We start from the raw sequence: 19,466 nt of genomic DNA on the forward strand, positions 1-19,466 counted from the left end.
TGGATAAATGCGCTGTCTGTGAGTTCTTCGCGAGCAAGAACTAGGCGTCCCCCTCGCTCCTACATTATTGGTTTGGGCTATCATTGCGACCTTCCTCGTAAATGATTGACTGCCATGACTGCCGACACCCTCACCACCGCCCTTGCCACCAGCGACATGCTGATCATCGACGGGCTGCATGCCTTCGATTTCACGTTTGACCGGCACTTGTCGATCGAAAGCATGGACGGCCGGGAACTCAAGCGTTGGACGTTCAGTCCAGATCAACTGAACGCCGCGACCTTTGATGACAGCTTGCAAAGCTGGCTGCTGAGCAACGAGGACGGTGAACACCGTCTGGTCTGCCTGAGCGCCATCCAGGGCAACAACAATAACGATGAGGATGAAGCGGATGATGATGCGTAAATTCTGGCCCCTGCTGATGGCCGGCAGTGTCGGCGCGATGTCGGTGCAGGCCGCACCGGCCGACACCTATGAACTGCTGGTCGGCAGCTACACCGCCGGCAGCAGCGAAGGGATCTACCGCCTGCAGTTCGACAGCCGTACCGGGCAGTTCAGCGGCAAACCGGTGCTGGCGGCCAAGACCGCCAACCCGTCCTGGCTGACGATTTCCAAAGACCAGAAACAGCTGTTTGTGGTCAATGAAAACGGTCCGGGCCAGGACGATGTGGTCGGTCGCGTCAGCAGCTACCGTATCGATCCGCAGAACCATCAGCTCACCCTGATCAATCAGGTGCAGAGCCTGGGCAATGAGCCAACCCACTCAAGTGTGGCCGCCGACGGGCGTTACCTGTTTGTCGCCAACTATTCGGTACTCGAAGATCCGGGCGGCAGCCTGGCGATCTTGCCGGTGGACACCAGCGGCAAACTGTCGGCACCGGTGCAGTTGAGCGGGCACCCGGCCAGCGGTGTGAACCCTGAGCGTCAGGCCTCCAACCACGTCCATTCGGTGGTGTCGTCGCCGGACGGCAAGTATGTGTATGTGCAGGACCTGGGCGCGGACAAGGTGTTTGCCTACCGCTACGACCCCAAGGCCAACCACGAGCAGCCGCTGACCCCGGCCGAGCCTGCCGCCGTGCAACTGCCGCCGGGTAGCGGTCCGCGCCACTTGCTGTTCAGCGCCGATGGCAAGCATGCCTGGCTGACCACCGAGATGAGCGCCCAGGTGGCCGTGTTCGACTACAACGAGGGCAAGCTTGTGCAAACCCAGTTGGTGGATTTCGCCGCCGGCCAACCGGTGTCCGATAAAGCCGGCGCCGCGCTGCATGCTTCCAACGACGGCAAGTTCCTCTATGTGAGCAACCGTGGCACGGCCAATCAGCTGGTGGTGTTCAGCATCGATCCGGCCACCGCGCACCTCAAGGAAATCCAGCGCCGCTCGGTCGAAGGCGACCACCCGCGCGAGTTCAGCCTGGACCCGAGCGGCAAGTTCCTGCTGATCGCCAACCAGAAAAGCAATGAAATCGTGGTGGTTGAGCGCGACCCCAAGACCGGCCTGCTGGGTAAAACCGTGCAGAAATTGCCGATCGATGCGCCCAGCGACCTCAAGTTCCTGGTGCGTCAATAAGCCACAGGCCCCGAAACTCGGGGCCTGACCTTGACTATTAATTTTATTGATGACGGCTACTGTTTCAAAGCATTTCTAAGGTTCAACCCTCGGGCGTAAGTTGGGTTCCAAGGCCTCCCGGCCACCTGAACGAAACGCACACGAGGGTTACCGCCATGAACTTCAATCTGTTCTCGATCATCGCCGCTTCCGCTGTTTCTGCGACTGTTGCACTGCCGGCTGCTGCCAGCGTGGAAGTCGTCGGCAAAAAATCCGCCACCACCGCCTATACCCAGAAGTACCTGCAGCAAAGCGCCAACTTCTATGCTGCGCTGGATCACAAGATCCGGGGCTAACACAGATCAACCTGTGGGAGGGGGCTTGCCCCCGATTGCGGTGGGTCAGCTACAGATAAGCAGACTGACACATTGCCATCGGGGGCAAGCCCCCTCCCACAGGTTGATTGATGTTGGTTTCAGGGCTTTGCCATCACCGCGATAAACAGCGGTGACTCCAGAATCCGCTGCAGCCACGCCTGAAGTCGTGGATACGGCGCCCCCGCAAACCATTCACGATCCACATGGGCGAACTGCCGCACGAACGGCACCACCGCCGCGTCCGCCAGACTCATGTGCCCGGCGAGCAGATACTCACGGTCGGCCAGCAAGTCCTCCAGCCTTCGCAGGAAGGCCTCACCCTCGGCCCGATAATGTTCCATCGGTTGTTCCGGGTAGCGCTCGGCGTACTTGTATCGATTCAAGTGATGTTTGAACACCTGGTCATTCTCGGCAATCAACGCCAGCACCCAAGGATCGCCTTGCAGCAGCCAATCATGGGGATCGTGCTGCGCCAAGGCCCATTGCATGATCTCCAGGCTTTCCTCGATCACCCGACCCTCCACGCTCAACACCGGCACCGTGCCTTTGGGCGACAACGCCAGCATATCGGCCGGTTTGGCCTTGAGGCTCACCTCGACGATCTCCACCGGTACGCCTGAATAGCGCAACGCCAACCGCGCGCGCATGGCATAGGGGCAGCGCCGGAACGAGTACAGCAGCGCCTCGCTCACTTGACCTCCAGGGTGCTCAAGCCGTTGCCCTGGCGCTTGACCTGGATCTGCACCGGGATGCGTTCGTGCATTTCCTGCACGTGGGAAATCACCGCCACCTTGCGTCCCTGGGCCTGCAAACCGTCCAGGGCGTCCATGGCCAGTTGCAGGGACTCGGGATCGAGGCTGCCGAAACCTTCGTCGATAAACAGCGACTCGATCTTCAAGGTGCTGGAGGCCATCGAGGCCAGGCCCAGGGCGAGCGCCAGGGAGACGAGGAAGGTTTCACCGCCCGACAGCGAGTGCACCGAGCGCAGTTCATCGCCCATTTCGGTGTCCATCACCAGCAGGCCCAGCATGCTGCCGCCGCGTTTAAGGCGGTAGCGGCGCACCAATTGACGCAGCTGCACGTTGGCATGGTGCACCAGCAGGTCGAGGTTGTAGGCCTGGGCGATCTTGCGAAAGGTGTCGCCGGTGGCCGAGCCGATCAGCGCATTCAGGCGAGCCCAGCGCTGCCATTGGTCATAGGCCCTGGCGATCTGTTCGGCCAGGGCGTGGTTGGCATCCTGGCGCCGCTGGTCTTCGGCCTGGCGCGAACGCAGTTCGGCGCAGTGCTTCTCGCCCTCGGCCAGTTGCTGGTTGAGCGCGGCGAGGCTGGCGTCCAGCTGTTCGGCGTCCAGATTGCCGTTGTGCAAGGCCTGATGCTCGGCCAGGCGCTGTTCACGCTCTTGCAGCAATACCCGGGCTTGTTCGACGGCTTTTTCGCGGGTTTGCAACTGCTGGCGCAGGTCGGTGACCTGGGCCTCGTCGAAGGCCAGCAGGCGGGCCAGGCCTTCGTCATCCAGCTCGGGGTGCGTGGCGCGCCACGCGTTGATGCGCGTATCCAGACTGTGCTGTTCCGCCTCCAGGGCCTGCTGGCGGTCCTGCCGGGCCTTGAGATCGGCAACCAGTTGCACCAGCGCCGTGTGTACCGCGTGCAATTCCTGGCTGGCGTCGGCTTCGCTTTGCCGCGCCTGGGCAACGGCCTGGTCCAACTGCTGTTGCCAGTGTTCGGCGCTCTCGTGCTCGCCAATCAAGTCGCGCAGTGTTGTCTGGGCGTCGTGTTGCTGGGTGCAAAGTTCTGCCACCTGCAGATTCAGTGCTTCCCGTTGCTGCTGGCGATGCTGCTGATGGGTCTGCTGCTTTTCAATGGCCTGCTGGCGCTCTTGCTGCTCGGCCAGTTCATCGCGTTGATGGCCCAGTTGTTCGAGACGTTGGCTGACCTGCTGGTCGAGCTGCAGGAAGGTCGCCGCCGGCTCACTGCGCAAGCCTTCCAGGGTCGCGGCGGGCAGTAGGCTCGCGAAGCCGGCGAGTTCGCCATCGAGGCGCTCGCGGTCGCTGGCCAGGGCGCGCTGCTGGTCCAGCAACACCTGGCGGGCCTGCTGGCTGGCGTCCTGGGCGGCTTGCAATTGCTGCTGCAAACGCCCGGCGTTTTGTTGCAGGTTGAGCAGGGCGCTTTGACGCTGTTCGTCCTGGGCGATGCTTTGCGTCAGTTGCGCCAGTTGCTGGGCCAGCCAGTCGGTGCGCTTGACGGCGTCCTGATGCAACAGCGTCGCGTACAGTGGGTGCGCTTCAAGGCTTGGCGCCAACGCCTGTTGCTGCAATGCCAGCTGTTCCTGTTGCGCCAGGAATTCCTTCTGCTGGGCGATCAGCCCACCCACTTCGCCGCGCAGCTCGGTGAGCTTTTCCTTGAGACGGTCCACGGCGTTTTGCGCCGTGGCCTCTTCGCTTTCATCGTGGCGCCCCAGGCTCTGCAACAGCGCTTCGGGCTGGTGATACGGATGCTCGTGGCTGCCGCAGACCGGGCAGGGCTGGTCATCCTGCAACTGTTCGCGCAGTTCCTCGACGCTGGCACTGCGGGCCAGACGCTGGCGCTCCAGCAGTTGCCTCGTCACCGTCAGGGTCTGCTCGGCCACCGTCAGCTCGGCTTTGGTTTGCAGGCCGGTCTGGTTCAGCTGCTCGCGTTGCTGCGCCGCCTCGGCGAGTTTTTGCGCCAGCGTGCGGGCCTGTGTGTCGAGCTGCTGCTGGCTGTCCCACAAACGGGCCAGGTCTTCGAAGGCGCGTTGTTGCTTGCGATTGTCCTGCAGGAGGCTGGCGAGCAATTGAATCTGTTCGGCCACCGCGTGCGGTTCGGCGCCGGCCTCCTGGTACAGCAGTTCCAGGGCTTCGCGTTGCCGGGTAAATTGCTCGACGGCGGCGTTGGCGCGCTGTTCGAGTTGCGGCAGCTCGGCCTCGCCCTGGTTCAGGCGATTGCCGATCATCATCAGTTGTTGCAGGCGTTCGCGGTAGGCGGTCCAGGCGTCGCCCAGTGGCGCGAGGGCGGCGCTTTGCTCAAGTTCGGCGGCCAGGCGTTGCAGGCGCTCGGCGACCTGGGCCTGCGTGTCCTGCAGACCTTTGAGCAAGGCTTGGCCTTCAGTGCAGGCGCTTTCCTGTTGCTGCTTGTCCTCGGTGCGCCTGGCCAGCTCTTTGGTCAAGTGGGCGAGGGTGGTCTGCTGTTCAAAGGCCTGACGCAACAAAGGCGCGGCGTGCGCCAGGTTCTGCTGGGCCTGGGCCAGGGCCGATTGAGCGGCGGCCTGCTGCTGTTGCGCCTGCGCCTGGCGGCTGTGCAGCGCGGTCTGTTGCTCGAGGTGCTGTTGAATCTGCGCGGCGAGCGGGGCCAGCAATGCGTCGAGTTCAGCGCGGCGCAGGAAGTGATGGCGCTGCGGCGCGAGCTGGTCCAGGCGCGTCAGGTCCAGGCGCTGCTGGTCTTGGCTGTCCCACGACTGCTGGGCTTGCTGCAACTGCTCGGTGGCGCTTTGCTGGCGCTCCTGCCATTCGCGCAATTCCTTGAGCCAAGTGTGCTGCAACTCCAACTGCTTGAGTTGGGCCTGGTGGGTCTTGAGTTGCTGCTGTGCCTGGCTCAGCTGTTGATCCAGCTCGGCGCGGGCTTCGGCAGCCAGAGGCACCACGCCGCTGGCCTGGTCCTGCAACTGTTTATGCGCGTCCCTGGCATCCTTGGCCTTGTCGAATGCACGGCGGCCCAGTTGGGTGTAGAGCGCCGTGTCGGTGAGTTTTTCCAGCAGTTCGCTGCGCTCGTTGTCGTTGGCCTTGAGAAACGCGCTGAACTCGCTTTGCGCCAGCAGCACCGCGCGAGTGAACTGTTCGAAGTTCAGGCCCAGGGCCAGTTCCAGCTGGGTCTTGTATTCGGTTTTCTGGCTGGCCAGCAGTTGTTCGCTGTCCAGGTCGATCAGGCTCTGGCGGCTGTTCTGCAACTTGCCGCTGGCCTTGTCGCGTGCGCGATTGGCTTCCCAGCGCGCACGGTAGCGGCGACCGCTGACGCCGACGAAATCCACCTCGGCATAGCCCCCGCCGGTACCGCGCCGGAGCAGGGTGCGCGGGTCGCCGATGGAAATGTCGCTGTCGGCATCCGGCATCTTGGCCTGGCCGGTATCGCCCAGGCGCGGCACCGCGCCAAACAGCGCCAGGCACAGCGCATCGAGCAGGGTGCTCTTGCCGGCGCCGGTCGGCCCGGTGATGGCGAACAGACCGGCACTGGCCAGCGGTTCGGCGGTGAAGTCGATCTCGAACGGCCCGGCCAGGGACGCAAGGTTTTTCAGGCGGATGGCGAGGATCTTCATGGCTGTTCGCCCTCCTGTTGCACTTCCTGGAGCAGCACGGCGAAGTCTTTCAAGGTCTGTTCATCCACTTCGCTGCCATAGTTGTCCTGCCAGGCGCGGCTGAACAGCTCCTGGGGGGTGAGTTGGTCGAGTTCGACCAGGCGGTCTTGGTCGCCGTCTTCGCGCGGGCCAGTGCCTGCGTATTCGGCGGCGATGCGCACCAGGCGCACGGCCTTGCCTTGCAGGGCGGTTTCGATCTGCTGGCGCAGGTCCGGTTGTGGTTCGTCCAGACGTACCCGTACTTCCAGCCAAGGGTGGCGCTGGGTTTCGGCGAGCAGATCAATATCGGGCAAGTCGGCCAGCTGTTTGAGAATCTCTGCCAAGGGCGCGGCTTCCAGCCGTTGCAGGTTGACCGAGCGTGGAATCAGCAGCGGTTCGACGCCGACCAGTCTTTCGCCCTGGAATGTCACGTCGAGCACCTGGTGCTTGTAGCCAATTTCGGAAAACGACAGCGGAATCGGCGAGCCGCTGTAGCGAATGCGCTCTTCGCCGTTCACCTGTTGCGGCTTGTGCAAATGGCCGAGGGCAACATAGCCGACACTTTTATCGAAGAGGGTGGCCGGCAGCGCCTCGGCATTACCGATGATCAGGCTGCGCTCGGAGTCTTCCGACACCGAACCCCCGGCCATGTGCGCATGACTGATGGCAACCAGCGCCTGGCCTTTCTTGCGTTTGGCGTTGGCGGCGGCGATCAGCCATTCATGCACCTGGCCGATGCCCTGCAGGTAATCATCACCCAACTGCGCGCCCGTGACTTCCGCCGGGCGCAGGAACGGCAGCGCCAGGCACCAGGCGGCGATCTTGCCTTTGGCATCCGGCAAGGGGATCAACAGGCGTTCGGCATCCAACTGGCCATCATCGAGCCACAACACCCGGCCCAGGGCGTGGGTGCGCAGACGGCGCATCAAGGGCGCGGGCAATTCGATGCGCGAACCGGAGTCGTGGTTACCGGCAATCATCACAATCGTCAGGGTCGGGTTTTGTTCGTGGGCGCTGATGATGAAGTCATACAGGCGCTCCTGTGCCTTGAGCGGCGGGTTGACCGTGTCGAAGATATCGCCGGCGATCAACAGCGCATCCGGGCTGTGGGCCTTCAATTGACCCAGCAGCCATTCGAGGAAACAGGCGTGTTCGAAGTCGCGTTCCTGGCCGTGCAGGTTTTGCCCAAGGTGCCAGTCGGAGGTGTGGAACAGACGCAAGGCGAACTCCGTGCAGAAGAGGGAAAGGAGGGGAGTTTACCTGTAAAAGCACGCGGGGTGCCTGCGGGTAGACCCGGATCCAATGTGGGAGAGGGCTTGCCCTCGATAGCGGTGGGTCAGCTTGCTTATTTGTATCTGAAGCACCGCTATCGGGAGCAAGCCCCCTCCCACAGGGGATCGCGTTGCTGTATTGGGTATCCGTGCCCCAACAAAAAATGCGCCCCTGAGGGCGCATTTTTTTGTTCTATCGCCTGTCAGGCAATCGCATCCCAGGCCCGATCACCGTGCTCGTCCTTGATCCGAGTCGGCAAGCCCATCACATCCAGCGCCTTGAGGAACGGCTCGGCCGGCAGTTCCTCCACGTTAGCCATGTGTTTCACATCCCATTCGCCACGCGCCACCAGCAGCGCAGCAGCCACCGGCGGAACGCCTGCGGTGTAGGAGATGCCCTGGCTGTCGGTCTCGGCGAAGGCTTCTTCGTGATCCGCCACGTTGTAGATGAACATCTCGCGTGGCTGGCCATCCCTGGTGCCTTTGACCAGGTCGCCGATGCAGGTCTTGCCGGTGTAACCGGGGGCGAGCGACGACGGGTCGGGCAGGACGGCCTTGACCACTTTCAACGGCACCACTTCCAGGCCTTCGGCGGTGGTGACCGGCTTCTCGGAGAGCAGGCCGAGGTTTTTCAGCACGGTGAACACGTTGATGTAGTGTTCGCCGAAGCTCATCCAGAAGCGCACGTTGGGCACGTCGAGGTTTTTCGACAGCGAGTGCACTTCATCGTGGCCGGTGAGGTAGAGGTTCTGCGAACCCACGACCGGCAGGTCGTCGGTGCGTTTGACTTCGAACATGGTGTTGCTGGTCCACTGGCTGTTCTGCCAGCTCCACACCTGTCCGGTGAACTCGCGGAAGTTGATTTCCGGATCGAAATTGGTGGCGAAGTATTTGCCATGGGAGCCGGCATTGACGTCGAGAATGTCGATCGACTCAATGCGGTCGAAATGCTGTTGCTGCGCCAGCGCGGCATACGCGTTGACGACACCCGGGTCGAAGCCCACGCCAAGGATGGCGGTGATGTTCTTCTGTTTGCACTCTTCCAGGTGATTCCACTCGTAGTTGCCGTACCAAGGCGGGGTCTCGCAGACCTTGCCCGGCTCTTCGTGGATGGCGGTGTCGAGGTACGCAACGCCCGTGTCGATGCAGGCCCGCAGCACCGACATGTTGAGGAACGCGGAACCGACGTTGATGACGATCTGCGAGTCGGTCTCGCGGATCAGGGCCTTGGTCGCTTCCACGTCCAGGGCGTTCAGCGCGAAGGCCTGGATGTCGGCGGGCACCTTGAGGCTACCCTTGGCCTTGACGCTGTCGATGATGGCCTGGCATTTGGAGATGTTGCGCGACGCGATAGCAATACGACCGAGTTCGTCGTTGTGCTGCGCGCACTTGTGGGCCACCACCTTGGCGACACCTCCTGCACCAATGATAAGAACGTTCTTTTTCAATTGCTTTATTTCTCCTTTATCCGCCAGCTTACGAAAGGCTGGACAGGTAGTCGTCGTAACCAAATTCACGAACCACTTCGACTGTACCGTCGAGTTGTTTCACTACGATGGACGGCATTTTCAGGCCGTTGAACCAGTTTTTCTTGACCATGGTGTAGCCTGCGGTGTCGATGAACGACAGCCGATCGCCGATGGCCAGCGGACGATCAAATTGATACTCGCCGAAGATGTCCCCGGCCAGGCAGGATTTGCCGCACACCATCACGGTGTGTTCACCCTCGCTCGGCGCCAGCTTGGCGTTGAGGCGGTAGATCAGCAGGTCCAGCAGGTGGGCTTCGATGGAGCTGTCGACCACGGCCAGGTTCTTGCCGTTGTAGAGGGTGTCGAGCACGGTGACTTCCAGGGAGGCGCTGTTGGTGATCGCCGCTTCGCCGGGTTCCAGGTAGACCTGCACGTCGTACTTCTGCGAGAACGCCTTGAGGCGCTGGCAGAAGGCGTCGATGGCATAGCCTTCACCCGTGAAGTGGATGCCGCCGCCGAGGCTGACCCAGTTGACCTTGTGCAGCAACTCGCCGAAGCGTTCTTCGATGGTGCCGAGCATCTTGTCGAACAGGCCGAAGTCGCCGTTCTCGCAATTGTTGTGGAACATGAAGCCGGAGATCTGTTCTATCACGCCTTCGATCTTCACCGGGTCCCACTCGCCCAGGCGGCTGAACGGGCGTGCCGGGTCGGCCAGCAGGTAATCTGAGCTGCTCACTTGCGGGTTGACGCGCAGGCCACGGGTCTTGCCTTCGCTGCGCTCGGCAAAGCGCTGCAACTGGCTGATGGAGTTGAAGATGATCTTGTCGCAGTTCTCCAGCATCTCTTCGATTTCATCGTCGGCCCAAGCCACGCTGTAGGCGTGCGCCTCACCTTCGAACTTCTGGCGGCCGAGCTTCAACTCGTACAGCGACGACGAGGTGGTGCCGTCCATGTATTGCTGCATCAGGTCGAACACCGACCAGGTGGCAAAGCACTTGAGTGCCAGCAACGCCTTGGCGCCGGACTGCTCGCGCACGTAGGCAATCTTCTGCATGTTGACCAGAAGCTTCTGTTTATCGATGAGGTAGTACGGCGTTTTGATCATTTTTGAGAGCCTGGGGCGGTGCCTGCCAAAAAAGGACACGCATTGTGCCCGCAGTTGGTCAGGATCGAAAGGTTAGCCGGCGGATTTTGCACGCCGGGTTTCAAGCATAGGCCCTGAGTATGAACATCCATGGATGTACACCGACCTAATGTGGGAGGGGCGGTGCGACGGTTCGACTTGCCCCCGATGGCGGCCCACGGATTCAAGCCTGCGTTCGGCCAGCGTGGTTTAACGGGGCGCCTGAGATCAAGATCAAAAGCCAGATCAAGATCAAGAGCGGCTCGCTTCGCATCGTGGTTACCGGTGGGCGCTGCGGCGTTGTGTAGGAGCGAGCTTGCTCGCGAAAAACGTCAACGATAACGCGTGCTTCCTGAATCAACGCGGCGCCTGTGAGTTTTTCGCGAGCAAGCTCGCTCCTACAGACGGCGGTGTACGCAAGCCCGCGTATCCACGATGCGAAGCGAGCCGCTCTTGCTTTTGATCTTAGGCGCCCGCGCCATGGATGGCGCGGGGCGGCGGCCCCCCACATCAATGTCGGATTGTGGGCACACCGAGCCTGGGCGAGGTGCCGAGTGGTGGGGCAAGAGCCTTTTGGTTACTTTGGGGCTTTTCCAAAGTGACCCGCCGTCAGGGCTGAACCCTAAGCAGCCGTGACCACAGCAACGGATATGTACTCAACCCAATCCACCATCCTGGTCGGCCCAGAGGCCGCCATCGGGGGCAAGCCCCCTCCCACAGTTGGATCTCTGAACATCAGACACACTGACATCAAACCGTCATCTTTCCACCACCTTCCTGCCACATTCCCTCGCTAATGTCCTCGCCAATGAGATCGATCTCAAGCGAGCCACAATGACCGACCTGAAAGACGTAGCACGCTTGGCTGGCGTGTCCCGCGCCACCGCCGCCCGCACCTTTGCTTCCCCGGAACAGGTGCGCCCGGTCACCCGTGAGCAGGTGTTCGCCGCCGCCCGTGAGTTGGGCTTCCGGCCGAACCTGCTGGGCCGCCAGTTGCGCCTGCAAACCACCCAACTGATCGGTGTAGTAGTGCCCAACCTGCTCAACCCGGTATTCGCCGAGCAGTTCCAGGCCATGGAACGCGCCGCGCGGTTACGCGGCTACAGCCTGGTGCTGGCCACCACCGATTACAGCAGCGAGCGCGAAAGCACGGTGGTGGAGGAACTGCTGCGCCAGCGCGTCGACGGTCTGGTGCTGACGGTCACCGATGCCGAAAGCAATGCGGTGCTCAGCAGCCTGAACACCGAGAAGACTCCGTTCGTGCTGGCCTACCATCAGCCGAGCAACCCCAACTACAGCGCCGTGTCGGTCGACAACCGCGCGGGCATGGCCCTGGCCACGCGTTATCTGCTGGACGCCGGGCACCGCCGGATCAGCATGGTCGCCGGCCCCGCGTTGCAGTCCGACCGTGCCCGTTTGCGGCATGCGGGGTATTGCGAGGCGATGGAAGCGTACGGTCTCAAGAGCCGCCCGGTGATTGAAATGCCGGCCCACACCCAGGCCGAATTCACGGCCATCGCGCCGTTTCTGCAGCGCCCCGACGCGCCCACTGCTTTGGTGTGTTCCAACGACTTCCTGGCGATCAGCCTGATCGCCGAACTGCGCCGTAACGTCTGGAACGTACCCGGGCAACTGTCCGTGATGGGCTTCGATGGCATCAGCCTCGGTACCCAGATGCACCCGACCCTGTGCAGCGTGGTGCAGCCCATCGCGCTGCTGGCCAGCACCGTGATCGACCAACTGCTGGCGCAAATCGCCGGCAACGCCCCGACGTCCCATTGCCTGCCTTGCCATATCCGGCCGGGCGAAAGTACCCAGCCCCATGAGGAGACCCTTGATGCGCGCACTCAGTAAAACTCTGGCAGCCCTGCTGCTGTGCGGTGCGGCCGGCCTGGCCCAGGCCGCCGACACCGCGATTTGCTACAACTGCCCGCCAGACTGGGCCGACTGGGGCACCCAGCTCAAGGCCATCGCCGCCAACACCGGCGTGCAGGTGCCGCTGGACAACAAGAACTCCGGCCAGTCCCTGGCGCAGTTGGTGGCGGAAAAAGCCGCACCGGTGGCCGACGTCGTCTATTACGGCGTGACCTTCGGCCTGCAGGCGCAAAAAGCCGAGGTGGTCGACACCTACAAACCCAAGGCCTGGGAGCAGATCCCCGCAGGCTTGAAAGACCCCGCCGGCCATTGGTTCGCGATCCATTCGGGCACCTTGGGCATCATGGTCAACGTCGACGCGCTCGGTGGCTTGCCGGTGCCGCAAAGCTGGGCCGACCTGCTCAAGCCGGAGTACAAAGGCATGGTCGGTTACCTTGACCCCTCCAGCGCCTTTGTCGGCTACGTCTCGGCAGTGGCGATCAACCGCGCCATGGGCGGTGACCTGGACAACTTCGCCCCGGCCATCGACTACTTCCGGAAACTGGCGAAAAACAGCCCCATCGTGCCCAAGCAGACCGCCTACGCACGGGTGCTGTCCGGTGAGTTGCCGATCCTGGTGGACTACGACTTCAACGCTTACCGCGCCCGCTACAAAGACCAGGCCAACGTCGCTTTCGTGATTCCCCAGGAAGGCAGCATCAGCGTGCCCTATGTCATGAGCCTGGTCGCCAACGCGCCACACCGCGCCAACGCGGAAAAAGTCCTCGACTTCGTGCTCTCGGACGAGGGCCAGGCACTCTGGGCCAAGGCCTACCTGCGCCCGGTGCGGCCGATGAAGATGCCGGCGGACGTGGCCGCACAGTTCCTGCCCGACAGCGACTACGCCCGCGCCGGTGTGGTGGACTACGAAAAAATGGCCGCCGTGCAGGAAGCCTTCGCCGCCCGTTACCTGAACGAGGTCAAGTAAATGGCAACATCGGCAAGACACGCCGCCTGGGCACTGGCCCCGGCCTTTGCGGTGCTGCTCGCGTTCTGGCTGTTGCCGCTGGCGCACCTGATGCTGCTCGGCGCCGAGAGCCGCGACAGCGCCGGCAGCGGTTACTGGCAGGTGCTCAGCAGCGCGCAGTACCTGGGCAGTCTGGGGCAAACCCTGATCCTGGCGATGGTGGTGACGCTGGTCGCGTTGGTGATCGGCGGCATCAGCGGCGTGTTCCTCGCCCGGCAACAGTTCTTCGGGCGCTCGGCGCTGGTGGCATTGCTCACGTTTCCGCTGGCCTTTCCCGGTGTGGTGGTGGCGTTCCTGGTGATCCTGCTCGCGGGGCGCCAGGGCTTGTTTGCCGCGCTGGGCCTGCAGTTGGCCGGTGAGCGCTGGATTTTTGCCTACTCGTTGGCGGGGCTGTTCGTGGGCTACCTGTACTTCTCGATTCCCCGGGTGATCCTGACGGTGATGGCGGCCTGTGAAAGCCTCGACCGCAGCCTGGAGGAAGCCGCGCATTCACTGGGGGCAGGGCACTGGCGCGTGGTCTGCGATGTGATCGTGCCGGGCCTGGCACCGGCGCTGGCATCGTGCGGGGCGATCTGTTTCGCCACGTCCATGGGCGCCTTTGGCACGGCGTTTACCCTGGGTACGCGGCTCAACGTCACGCCCGTGGCGATCTATAACGTATTCACCAATTACGCCAACTTTGCCGTCGCCGCTGCGCTGTCGGTGGTGCTTGGCGCGGTGACCTGGGCGGTGCTGCTGCTCACGCGGCGTCTGGTGAAAAATTCGGGGACTGTGCTGTGAAGCGCTCATCGCTGTTTGTGCCGCAACTGCTGTTTACCCTGCTGGTGTGCGCCTTCATGTTGGTGCCGGTGCTGCTGTCGCTGCTGGCCGGGCTGACGCGCAACTTTTTTGTCGGCGTTTCCAGCGGCTTGACCTTCGACTGGTTGATCCAGGTGTGGCAGGCCTACTCGCCCACCGTGTGGTTGTCGCTGCAACTGGCCCTGGCTTGTGCGGTGTGCGTCTGCGTGATCGGCGTGCCGGCGGCCTATGCCCTGGTGCGCATGAACAACCGCTTCAGCCGCGCCTTCGAGGAATTGATGGTGCTGCCGGTGGCTATGCCAGGGTTGGCCAGTGCGTTGGCGTTGCTGCTGACGTACGGCCAGTTCGGCGGCTTCCGTAGCAGTTGGTTGTTCATCCTGGTCGGCCATGTGCTGTTCACCTTGCCGTTCCTGGTGCGCCCGGTGATGGCGGTGATGCAGCGCCAGCAACTGCCGGTGCTGGAGGAGGCGGCGGCGAGCCTGGGCGCGGGTCCCGTCAAACGCTTTTTCAGCGTGGTGGTGCCCAACTGCCACGCGGGCATCCTGGCCGGCGTGTTGATGGTGATCACCCTGAGCCTGGGTGAATTCAACCTGACCTGGATGCTCCATACGCCGATGACCAAGACCCTGCCGGTGGGCCTGGCCGACAGCTACGCCTCGGCGCGCCTGGAAATCGCCAGCGCCTACACCCTGATCTTTTTGCTGATGATCGTGCCGCTGCTGATCGCGCTGCAGGCCATCAGTGCCCGTTTGTCCCGTGGAGAGCGTCGATGACCGCTATCACTATCCGCCTGCAAGGCTGCCGCAAGGCGTTCGCCGACGGCACCGTGGCCGTGCATGACTTGAATTTGACCGTCGAAGGCGGCGAAACCCTGGCGATCCTCGGCCCCTCCGGCTGCGGCAAGACCACCACCTTGCGCCTGATCGCCGGCCTGGAACGCCCGGATGTGGGACAGGTGCTTTTCGGTGACCAGGACGTGACTCGCCTGCCCATCGAGCGCCGCGATGTGGGCATGGTGTTCCAGAATTACGCGCTGTTCCCCAACCTGGATGTGGCCGGCAACATTGTCTACGGCTTGAAGGTTCGCGGCATGGCGCCGCGAGAGCGCAACAAGCGTTGCGAAGAGTTGCTTGAGTTGGTGGGTTTGCAGCAGTACGGCAAGCGCAGCATCCATGAACTCTCCGGCGGCCAGCGCCAGCGCGTCGCCCTGGCCCGCGCCCTGGCGCCACGCCCGAAAGTGCTGCTGCTGGACGAACCCCTGGCGGCCCTCGATGCGCAACTGCGCGAACGCCTGCGCAGCGAGCTGAGTGAACTGCTGCGCGGCCTGGGCATCACCTCGGTGTTCGTCACCCACGACCAGGGCGAAGCCATGGCCCTGGGCGACCGCATCCTGGTGATGGAACACGGGCGGATCGCGCAACTGGCCAGCCCACGGGATATCTACCAGAAACCGGCCAACGCCTTCGTCGCAGGCTTTGTCGGCAACCTCAACGCCTTCGCGGTGAGCGGGGCGTCGCCCACGGGTTTGAAAGTCTGCGGCGGCGAACTGCCGTGGCACGGCACCGACCAGCCCGACACCCTGTATTGCCGCCCCGAACATTTGCGCGTGATGGAGAGCGAAGGGCACTTGCACGGGCGTCTGCTGGCGCAGTTCTTCCAGGGCGCGCAAAGCCGTTTGCTGGTGGACGTCGGCGCCCCGCAACCGTTGCTGGTCGACAGCAGCGACAACCGGCTGTACGCCGTCGGCGCGCCGATTGCCCTGGCGATTGCGCCGCATATGTTGTTCACCCTGAATGCGTGAGAATCCACTGTGAATCGTCCGTTTCTCGTCGCCCAGATCAGCGACCTGCACCTCAAAGCCGGCCAGCGCCTCACCTATGGCGTGGTGGACACCCTGGGCGCGCTGCGCCGCGCCGTCGACCATCTGAACGCCAGCCATCCACGGCCTGACATCGTGGTGATCAGCGGCGACCTCGTGGACTTCGGCCGTGCCGATGAATACGCCGTGCTGCACCCTGAACTCGCGCGCTTGCACATGCCGTGCTACCTGGTGCCCGGCAACCACGACACGCGTGGACCGTTGCTGGATGCGTTCCGTGATCATGCCTACTTGCCGTTATCGGCAGAGGCCCCGCTGGACTGGGTTGTTGACACCCATCCGCTGCGCCTGATCGGCCTCGACTCCACCATCCCCGGCAGCCATGGCGGGCAGTTGCTGGACAGCCAATTGCAGTGGCTCGATGAGCAACTGGCGCTGCGCCCGCAGGCGCCGACCTTGTTGATCCTGCATCACCCGCCGTTCATCAGCGGCATCGGCCATATGGACCGCGAGCCGTTTATCAATGCCGCCGCCCTGGAGCGTGTGGTTGCGCGCCATCCGCAGGTGGAACGCCTGTTATGCGGCCATTTGCACCGTCCGATGCAGCGCCGTTTCGGCGGCAGCCTCAGTTGTGTCTGCCCCGGCACGTCTCACCAGATCGTGCTGGATTTGCAGGACGCGGCGCCCGCGCATTTCAACTTGGAGCCGGCCGGTTATTTGTTGCATCGCTGGGACGCGCAACAGGGTTTGATCAGCCACAACGGCGTGTTCGGGGATTACCCCGGGCCGTATCCGTTCTATGACGCTCATGGGTTGATTGACTGAGGTTTCGATTCTGCTGATGTAATCACTGTGGGGGCACAGGTATCCCACAACTAGGGTGCGGCGCCGCACCTGTGGCGAGGGAGCTTGCTCCCGTGACGGCCGGACAGCCTTCGCCTATCTACCTGACGCTCCGAGATCCAAATGTGGGAGGGGGGCTTGCCCCCGATGGCGGCTTCAGGATCGGTCAGAATATTGGATCAGACCGAGTACATATCCGTTTCTGCGGTAACGGCTTCTGGCGGTTCCGCTCTTACAGCGGGTCACTTTTGGAGGGACCCAAAAGTAACCAAAAGGTCCTCGCCCCACCACTCGGCACCTCGCTCATGCTCGGTGTGCCCGAACGCAGGCTTGAATCCGTGGGCCGCCGCAATGGGCCATCCCTGGCCCAGTGCGGCTAACCCGGCGTCCTGCCGGGTTGCCCACGGATTCAAGCCTGCGTTCGGCCAGCGTGGTTTAACGGGGCGCCTGAGATCAAAAGCGCGGCGGCCTTAGAGCCGACCGGTATTTTGTGTCGACCCCGGTCCAAATGTGGGAGGGGGCTTGCCCCCGATGGCGGCCTCCGAGCCGACCAGGATGTTGGATCAGACGTTACGGGTGGGCGCTGCGTTGCTGTATGAATGAATTTTGTATTCATCTAAAGAAAAATGAGTTTGTCTCATTATCGCCATCTCCCGACAATGACCGCCATAGATACCGACATTGGAGATAACAGTCATGGCAGTCGCTCATTCCCTCGGATTCCCGCGCATCGGACGCGACCGTGAATTGAAAAAAGCGCAGGAAGCGTTCTGGAAGGGTGAGCTTGACGAAGCCGGTTTGCGCGCCGTGGGGCGTGACTTGCGCAAGGCCCATTGGGACCTGCAAAAACAGGCCGGCATCGAGTTGCTGCCCGCCGGTGATTTCGCCTGGTACGACCAGGTACTGACCCACTCGCTGATGTTCGGCGTGATTCCGGAGCGTTTCCGCCCGGCCGACGGCCAGGCCACGTTGCAGACATTGTTCGGCATGGCCCGTGGCGTCAGCGACACGTGCTGCGCCGGCGCTCACGCCCAGGAAATGACCAAGTGGTTCGATACCAACTATCACTACCTGGTGCCGGAGTTCAGCGTCGATCAGCAATTCCACCTGGGCTGGGAGCAGTTGTTCGAGGAAGTCCAGGAAGCCCTCGACCTCGGGCACACCGTCAAGCCGGTGGTGATCGGCCCGCTGACGTACCTGTGGCTGGGCAAGGCCAAGGGTGGCGATTTCGACAAGCTCGACCTGCTCGACCGCCTGCTGCCGTTGTACGGCCAGATCTTCCAGCGTTTGGCCGAGCTGGGCGTGGAATGGGTGCAGATCGATGAGCCGATCCTGGTGCTGGATTTGCCGCAGGCGTGGAAGAATGCGTTTGAGCGCGCCTATAACCTGATCCAGCGTGACCCGCTGAAAAAGCTGGTGGCCACTTACTTCGGTGGCCTGGAAGAAAACCTCGGCCTGGCCGCCAATCTACCGGTCGACGGCCTGCACATCGACCTGGTGCGGGCGCCGGAGCAATACCCGACCATTCTTGATCGTCTGCCGGCTTATAAAGTGCTGTCCCTGGGCGTGGTCAATGGCCGTAACGTATGGCGTTGCGACTTGGAAAAAGCCCTGGCGACGTTGCAGCATGCCCAGGAAAAACTCGGTGATCGCTTGTGGGTCGCGCCGTCCTGCTCACTGCTGCACAGCCCGGTGGATCTTGAGCGTGAAGACCAGTTGGACGCCGAGCTGAAAAGCTGGCTGGCCTTTGCCTTGCAAAAGTGCGCGGAAGTCGCGGTACTGGCCCGGGCCGTCGACCAGCCCGAGACGCCGGAGGTGCTGGCCGCGCTGGCCCACAGCCGTGCGGTACAGGTTGCGCGCGCCGCTTCGCCACGTATCCAAAAGCCCGCCGTGCAAGCACGCGTTGCCGCTATCAGCCCTCACGACAGTCAGCGCGAGTCGCCTTTTGCCCAACGTATCGAGAAACAACGGGCCGGCCTCGACCTGCCGCTGTTTCCCACCACTACCATCGGTTCTTTCCCGCAAACCGCGTCGATCCGCCTGGCGCGCCAGTCCTACAAGGCCGGCAAGTTGAGCGAAGCCGAATACGTCGAGGCGATGCACAGCGAGATCCGGCACGCGGTCGAGGTGCAGGAAAACCTCGGCCTGGATGTGCTGGTACACGGTGAAGCGGAGCGCAACGACATGGTCGAATACTTCGCCGAGCAATTGGACGGCTACGCGTTCACCCGTTTCGGCTGGGTGCAGAGCTACGGTTCGCGCTGTGTGAAACCGGCGCTGATCTATGGTGACCTGAGTCGGCCGAAAGCAATGACAGTGGAGTGGATTCGCTATGCACAGGGCCTCACGCACAAGGTGCTCAAGGGCATGCTGACCGGCCCGGTGACCATGCTGATGTGGTCGTTCCCACGCGAAGACGTGAGCCGCGAGGTGCAGGCCCGGCAACTGGCCCTGGCGCTGCGTGACGAAGTGCTGGATCTGGAAGCCGCCGGCATTCGGATCATGCAGATCGACGAGGCCGCGTTCCGCGAAGGCTTGCCCTTGCGTCAGGCGCAGTGGCCGCATTACCTGGACTGGGCCACCGAAGCGTTTCGCCTGTGCGCCTGCGGCGTGCGTGACGAGACCCAGATCCACACTCACATGTGCTACAGCGAGTTCAACGATGTGATCGAATCCATTGCGGCGCTGGATGCCGACGTCATCACCATTGAAACTTCGCGCTCGGACATGGCGTTGCTGGATGCGTTCGAAGCCTTTGCTTATCCCAACGACATCGGCCCTGGCGTCTACGACATCCACTCGCCACGGGTGCCGGAAGTGGCGCAGATGGTTGACTTGCTGCGCAAGGCGGCCAAGCGGATTCCGGCCGAGCGATTGTGGGTCAATCCCGATTGCGGCCTGAAAACCCGTGGCTGGCCGGAGACGCAAGCGGCGTTGATTCACATGGTGGCGGCGGCGCGCCAACTGCGTGCGGAACTGGGCTGAGGGCCAAGA

General features: G+C 62.7%; 15 protein-coding genes. 10 read left to right on the plus strand and 5 right to left on the minus strand.

All coding sequences use genetic code 11. The features are described 5' to 3' along the window. The first annotated feature begins 114 nt into the window (after positions 1–114). The 3 genes from TU82_RS05635 to TU82_RS05645 all read left to right on the plus strand — a co-directional run bounded on the left by TU82_RS05635 (position 115) and on the right by TU82_RS05645 (position 1,902). Positions 115–405 (plus strand): DUF5629 family protein, encoded by a 291-nt coding sequence (locus tag TU82_RS05635; RefSeq protein ID WP_057722144.1) that lies wholly within the window; start codon positions 115–117, stop codon positions 403–405. Next, positions 392–1,567 carry a lactonase family protein gene (locus TU82_RS05640; RefSeq protein ID WP_057722145.1) on the plus strand — a complete coding sequence of 392 codons (1,176 nt, stop codon included), beginning with the start codon at positions 392–394 and terminating at the stop codon, positions 1,565–1,567. Before TU82_RS05635 ends, TU82_RS05640 begins: the two co-directional genes overlap by 14 nt. A gap of 155 nt (positions 1,568–1,722) precedes the next feature. After that, positions 1,723–1,902: a hypothetical protein gene (locus tag TU82_RS05645; protein WP_057722146.1), complete on the plus strand. Its 180-nt coding sequence runs from the start codon at positions 1,723–1,725 to the stop codon at positions 1,900–1,902. Positions 1,903–2,021: 119 nt separating this feature from the next. Here the strand turns inward: TU82_RS05645 and TU82_RS05650 are convergent, their stop codons facing one another. The 5 genes from TU82_RS05650 to TU82_RS05670 all read right to left on the minus strand — a co-directional run bounded on the left by TU82_RS05650 (position 2,022) and on the right by TU82_RS05670 (position 10,113). Further along, positions 2,022–2,615: a glutathione S-transferase gene (locus TU82_RS05650; RefSeq protein WP_057722147.1), complete on the minus strand. Its 594-nt coding sequence runs from the start codon at positions 2,613–2,615 to the stop codon at positions 2,022–2,024. After that, the gene (locus TU82_RS05655; protein WP_057722148.1) at positions 2,612–6,250 is read right to left on the minus strand and encodes an AAA family ATPase; all 3,639 of its coding nucleotides are present in this window, start codon (positions 6,248–6,250) and stop codon (positions 2,612–2,614) included. The genes TU82_RS05650 and TU82_RS05655 overlap by 4 nt, the downstream gene beginning before the upstream one ends. Then, positions 6,247–7,488: an exonuclease SbcCD subunit D C-terminal domain-containing protein gene (locus TU82_RS05660; protein ID WP_057722149.1), complete on the minus strand. Its 1,242-nt coding sequence runs from the start codon at positions 7,486–7,488 to the stop codon at positions 6,247–6,249. Before TU82_RS05660 ends, TU82_RS05655 begins: the two co-directional genes overlap by 4 nt. A gap of 254 nt (positions 7,489–7,742) precedes the next feature. Further along, the gene (locus tag TU82_RS05665) at positions 7,743–8,987 is read right to left on the minus strand and encodes a saccharopine dehydrogenase family protein (RefSeq protein WP_057722150.1); all 1,245 of its coding nucleotides are present in this window, start codon (positions 8,985–8,987) and stop codon (positions 7,743–7,745) included. A 28-nt stretch (positions 8,988–9,015) separates the two neighbouring features. Further along, positions 9,016–10,113 carry a carboxynorspermidine decarboxylase gene (locus TU82_RS05670; RefSeq protein ID WP_057722151.1) on the minus strand — a complete coding sequence of 366 codons (1,098 nt, stop codon included), beginning with the start codon at positions 10,111–10,113 and terminating at the stop codon, positions 9,016–9,018. Between the two features lie 852 nt (positions 10,114–10,965). Here TU82_RS05670 and TU82_RS05675 point away from each other — a divergent pair. The 7 genes from TU82_RS05675 (at position 10,966) to metE (ending at position 19,457) form a co-directional block, all read left to right on the plus strand. Beyond that, positions 10,966–11,985 (plus strand): LacI family DNA-binding transcriptional regulator, encoded by a 1,020-nt coding sequence (locus tag TU82_RS05675; RefSeq protein ID WP_057722152.1) that lies wholly within the window; start codon positions 10,966–10,968, stop codon positions 11,983–11,985. Further along, positions 11,969–12,973 (plus strand): ABC transporter substrate-binding protein, encoded by a 1,005-nt coding sequence (locus TU82_RS05680; RefSeq protein ID WP_057722153.1) that lies wholly within the window; start codon positions 11,969–11,971, stop codon positions 12,971–12,973. Before TU82_RS05675 ends, TU82_RS05680 begins: the two co-directional genes overlap by 17 nt. Beyond that, a complete protein-coding gene (locus TU82_RS05685) occupies positions 12,974–13,792 on the plus strand; it encodes an ABC transporter permease (RefSeq protein WP_057722154.1) in 819 nt (272 codons plus the stop codon). Further along, complete coding sequence (locus tag TU82_RS05690; protein ID WP_057722155.1) at positions 13,789–14,583, plus strand: ABC transporter permease; 795 nt, start codon at positions 13,789–13,791, stop codon at positions 14,581–14,583. The genes TU82_RS05685 and TU82_RS05690 overlap by 4 nt, the downstream gene beginning before the upstream one ends. Continuing rightward, positions 14,580–15,611, plus strand: coding sequence for an ABC transporter ATP-binding protein (locus tag TU82_RS05695; RefSeq protein WP_057722156.1), 1,032 nt, complete (start codon positions 14,580–14,582; stop codon positions 15,609–15,611). The genes TU82_RS05690 and TU82_RS05695 overlap by 4 nt, the downstream gene beginning before the upstream one ends. Before the next feature lie 9 nt (positions 15,612–15,620). Next, on the plus strand, positions 15,621–16,454 hold the full coding sequence (locus TU82_RS05700; protein ID WP_057722157.1) for a phosphodiesterase: 834 nt from the start codon (positions 15,621–15,623) through the stop codon (positions 16,452–16,454). Between the two features lie 714 nt (positions 16,455–17,168). Then, entirely contained in the window at positions 17,169–19,457 is a 2,289-nt protein-coding gene (gene metE, locus TU82_RS05705; protein WP_057722158.1) for a 5-methyltetrahydropteroyltriglutamate--homocysteine S-methyltransferase, read from the plus strand. Positions 19,458–19,466: the final 9 nt, after the last annotated feature.

Origin of the sequence: Pseudomonas orientalis (assembly GCF_001439815.1) — a bacterium.
GTDB lineage: Bacteria > Pseudomonadota > Gammaproteobacteria > Pseudomonadales > Pseudomonadaceae > Aquipseudomonas > Aquipseudomonas orientalis.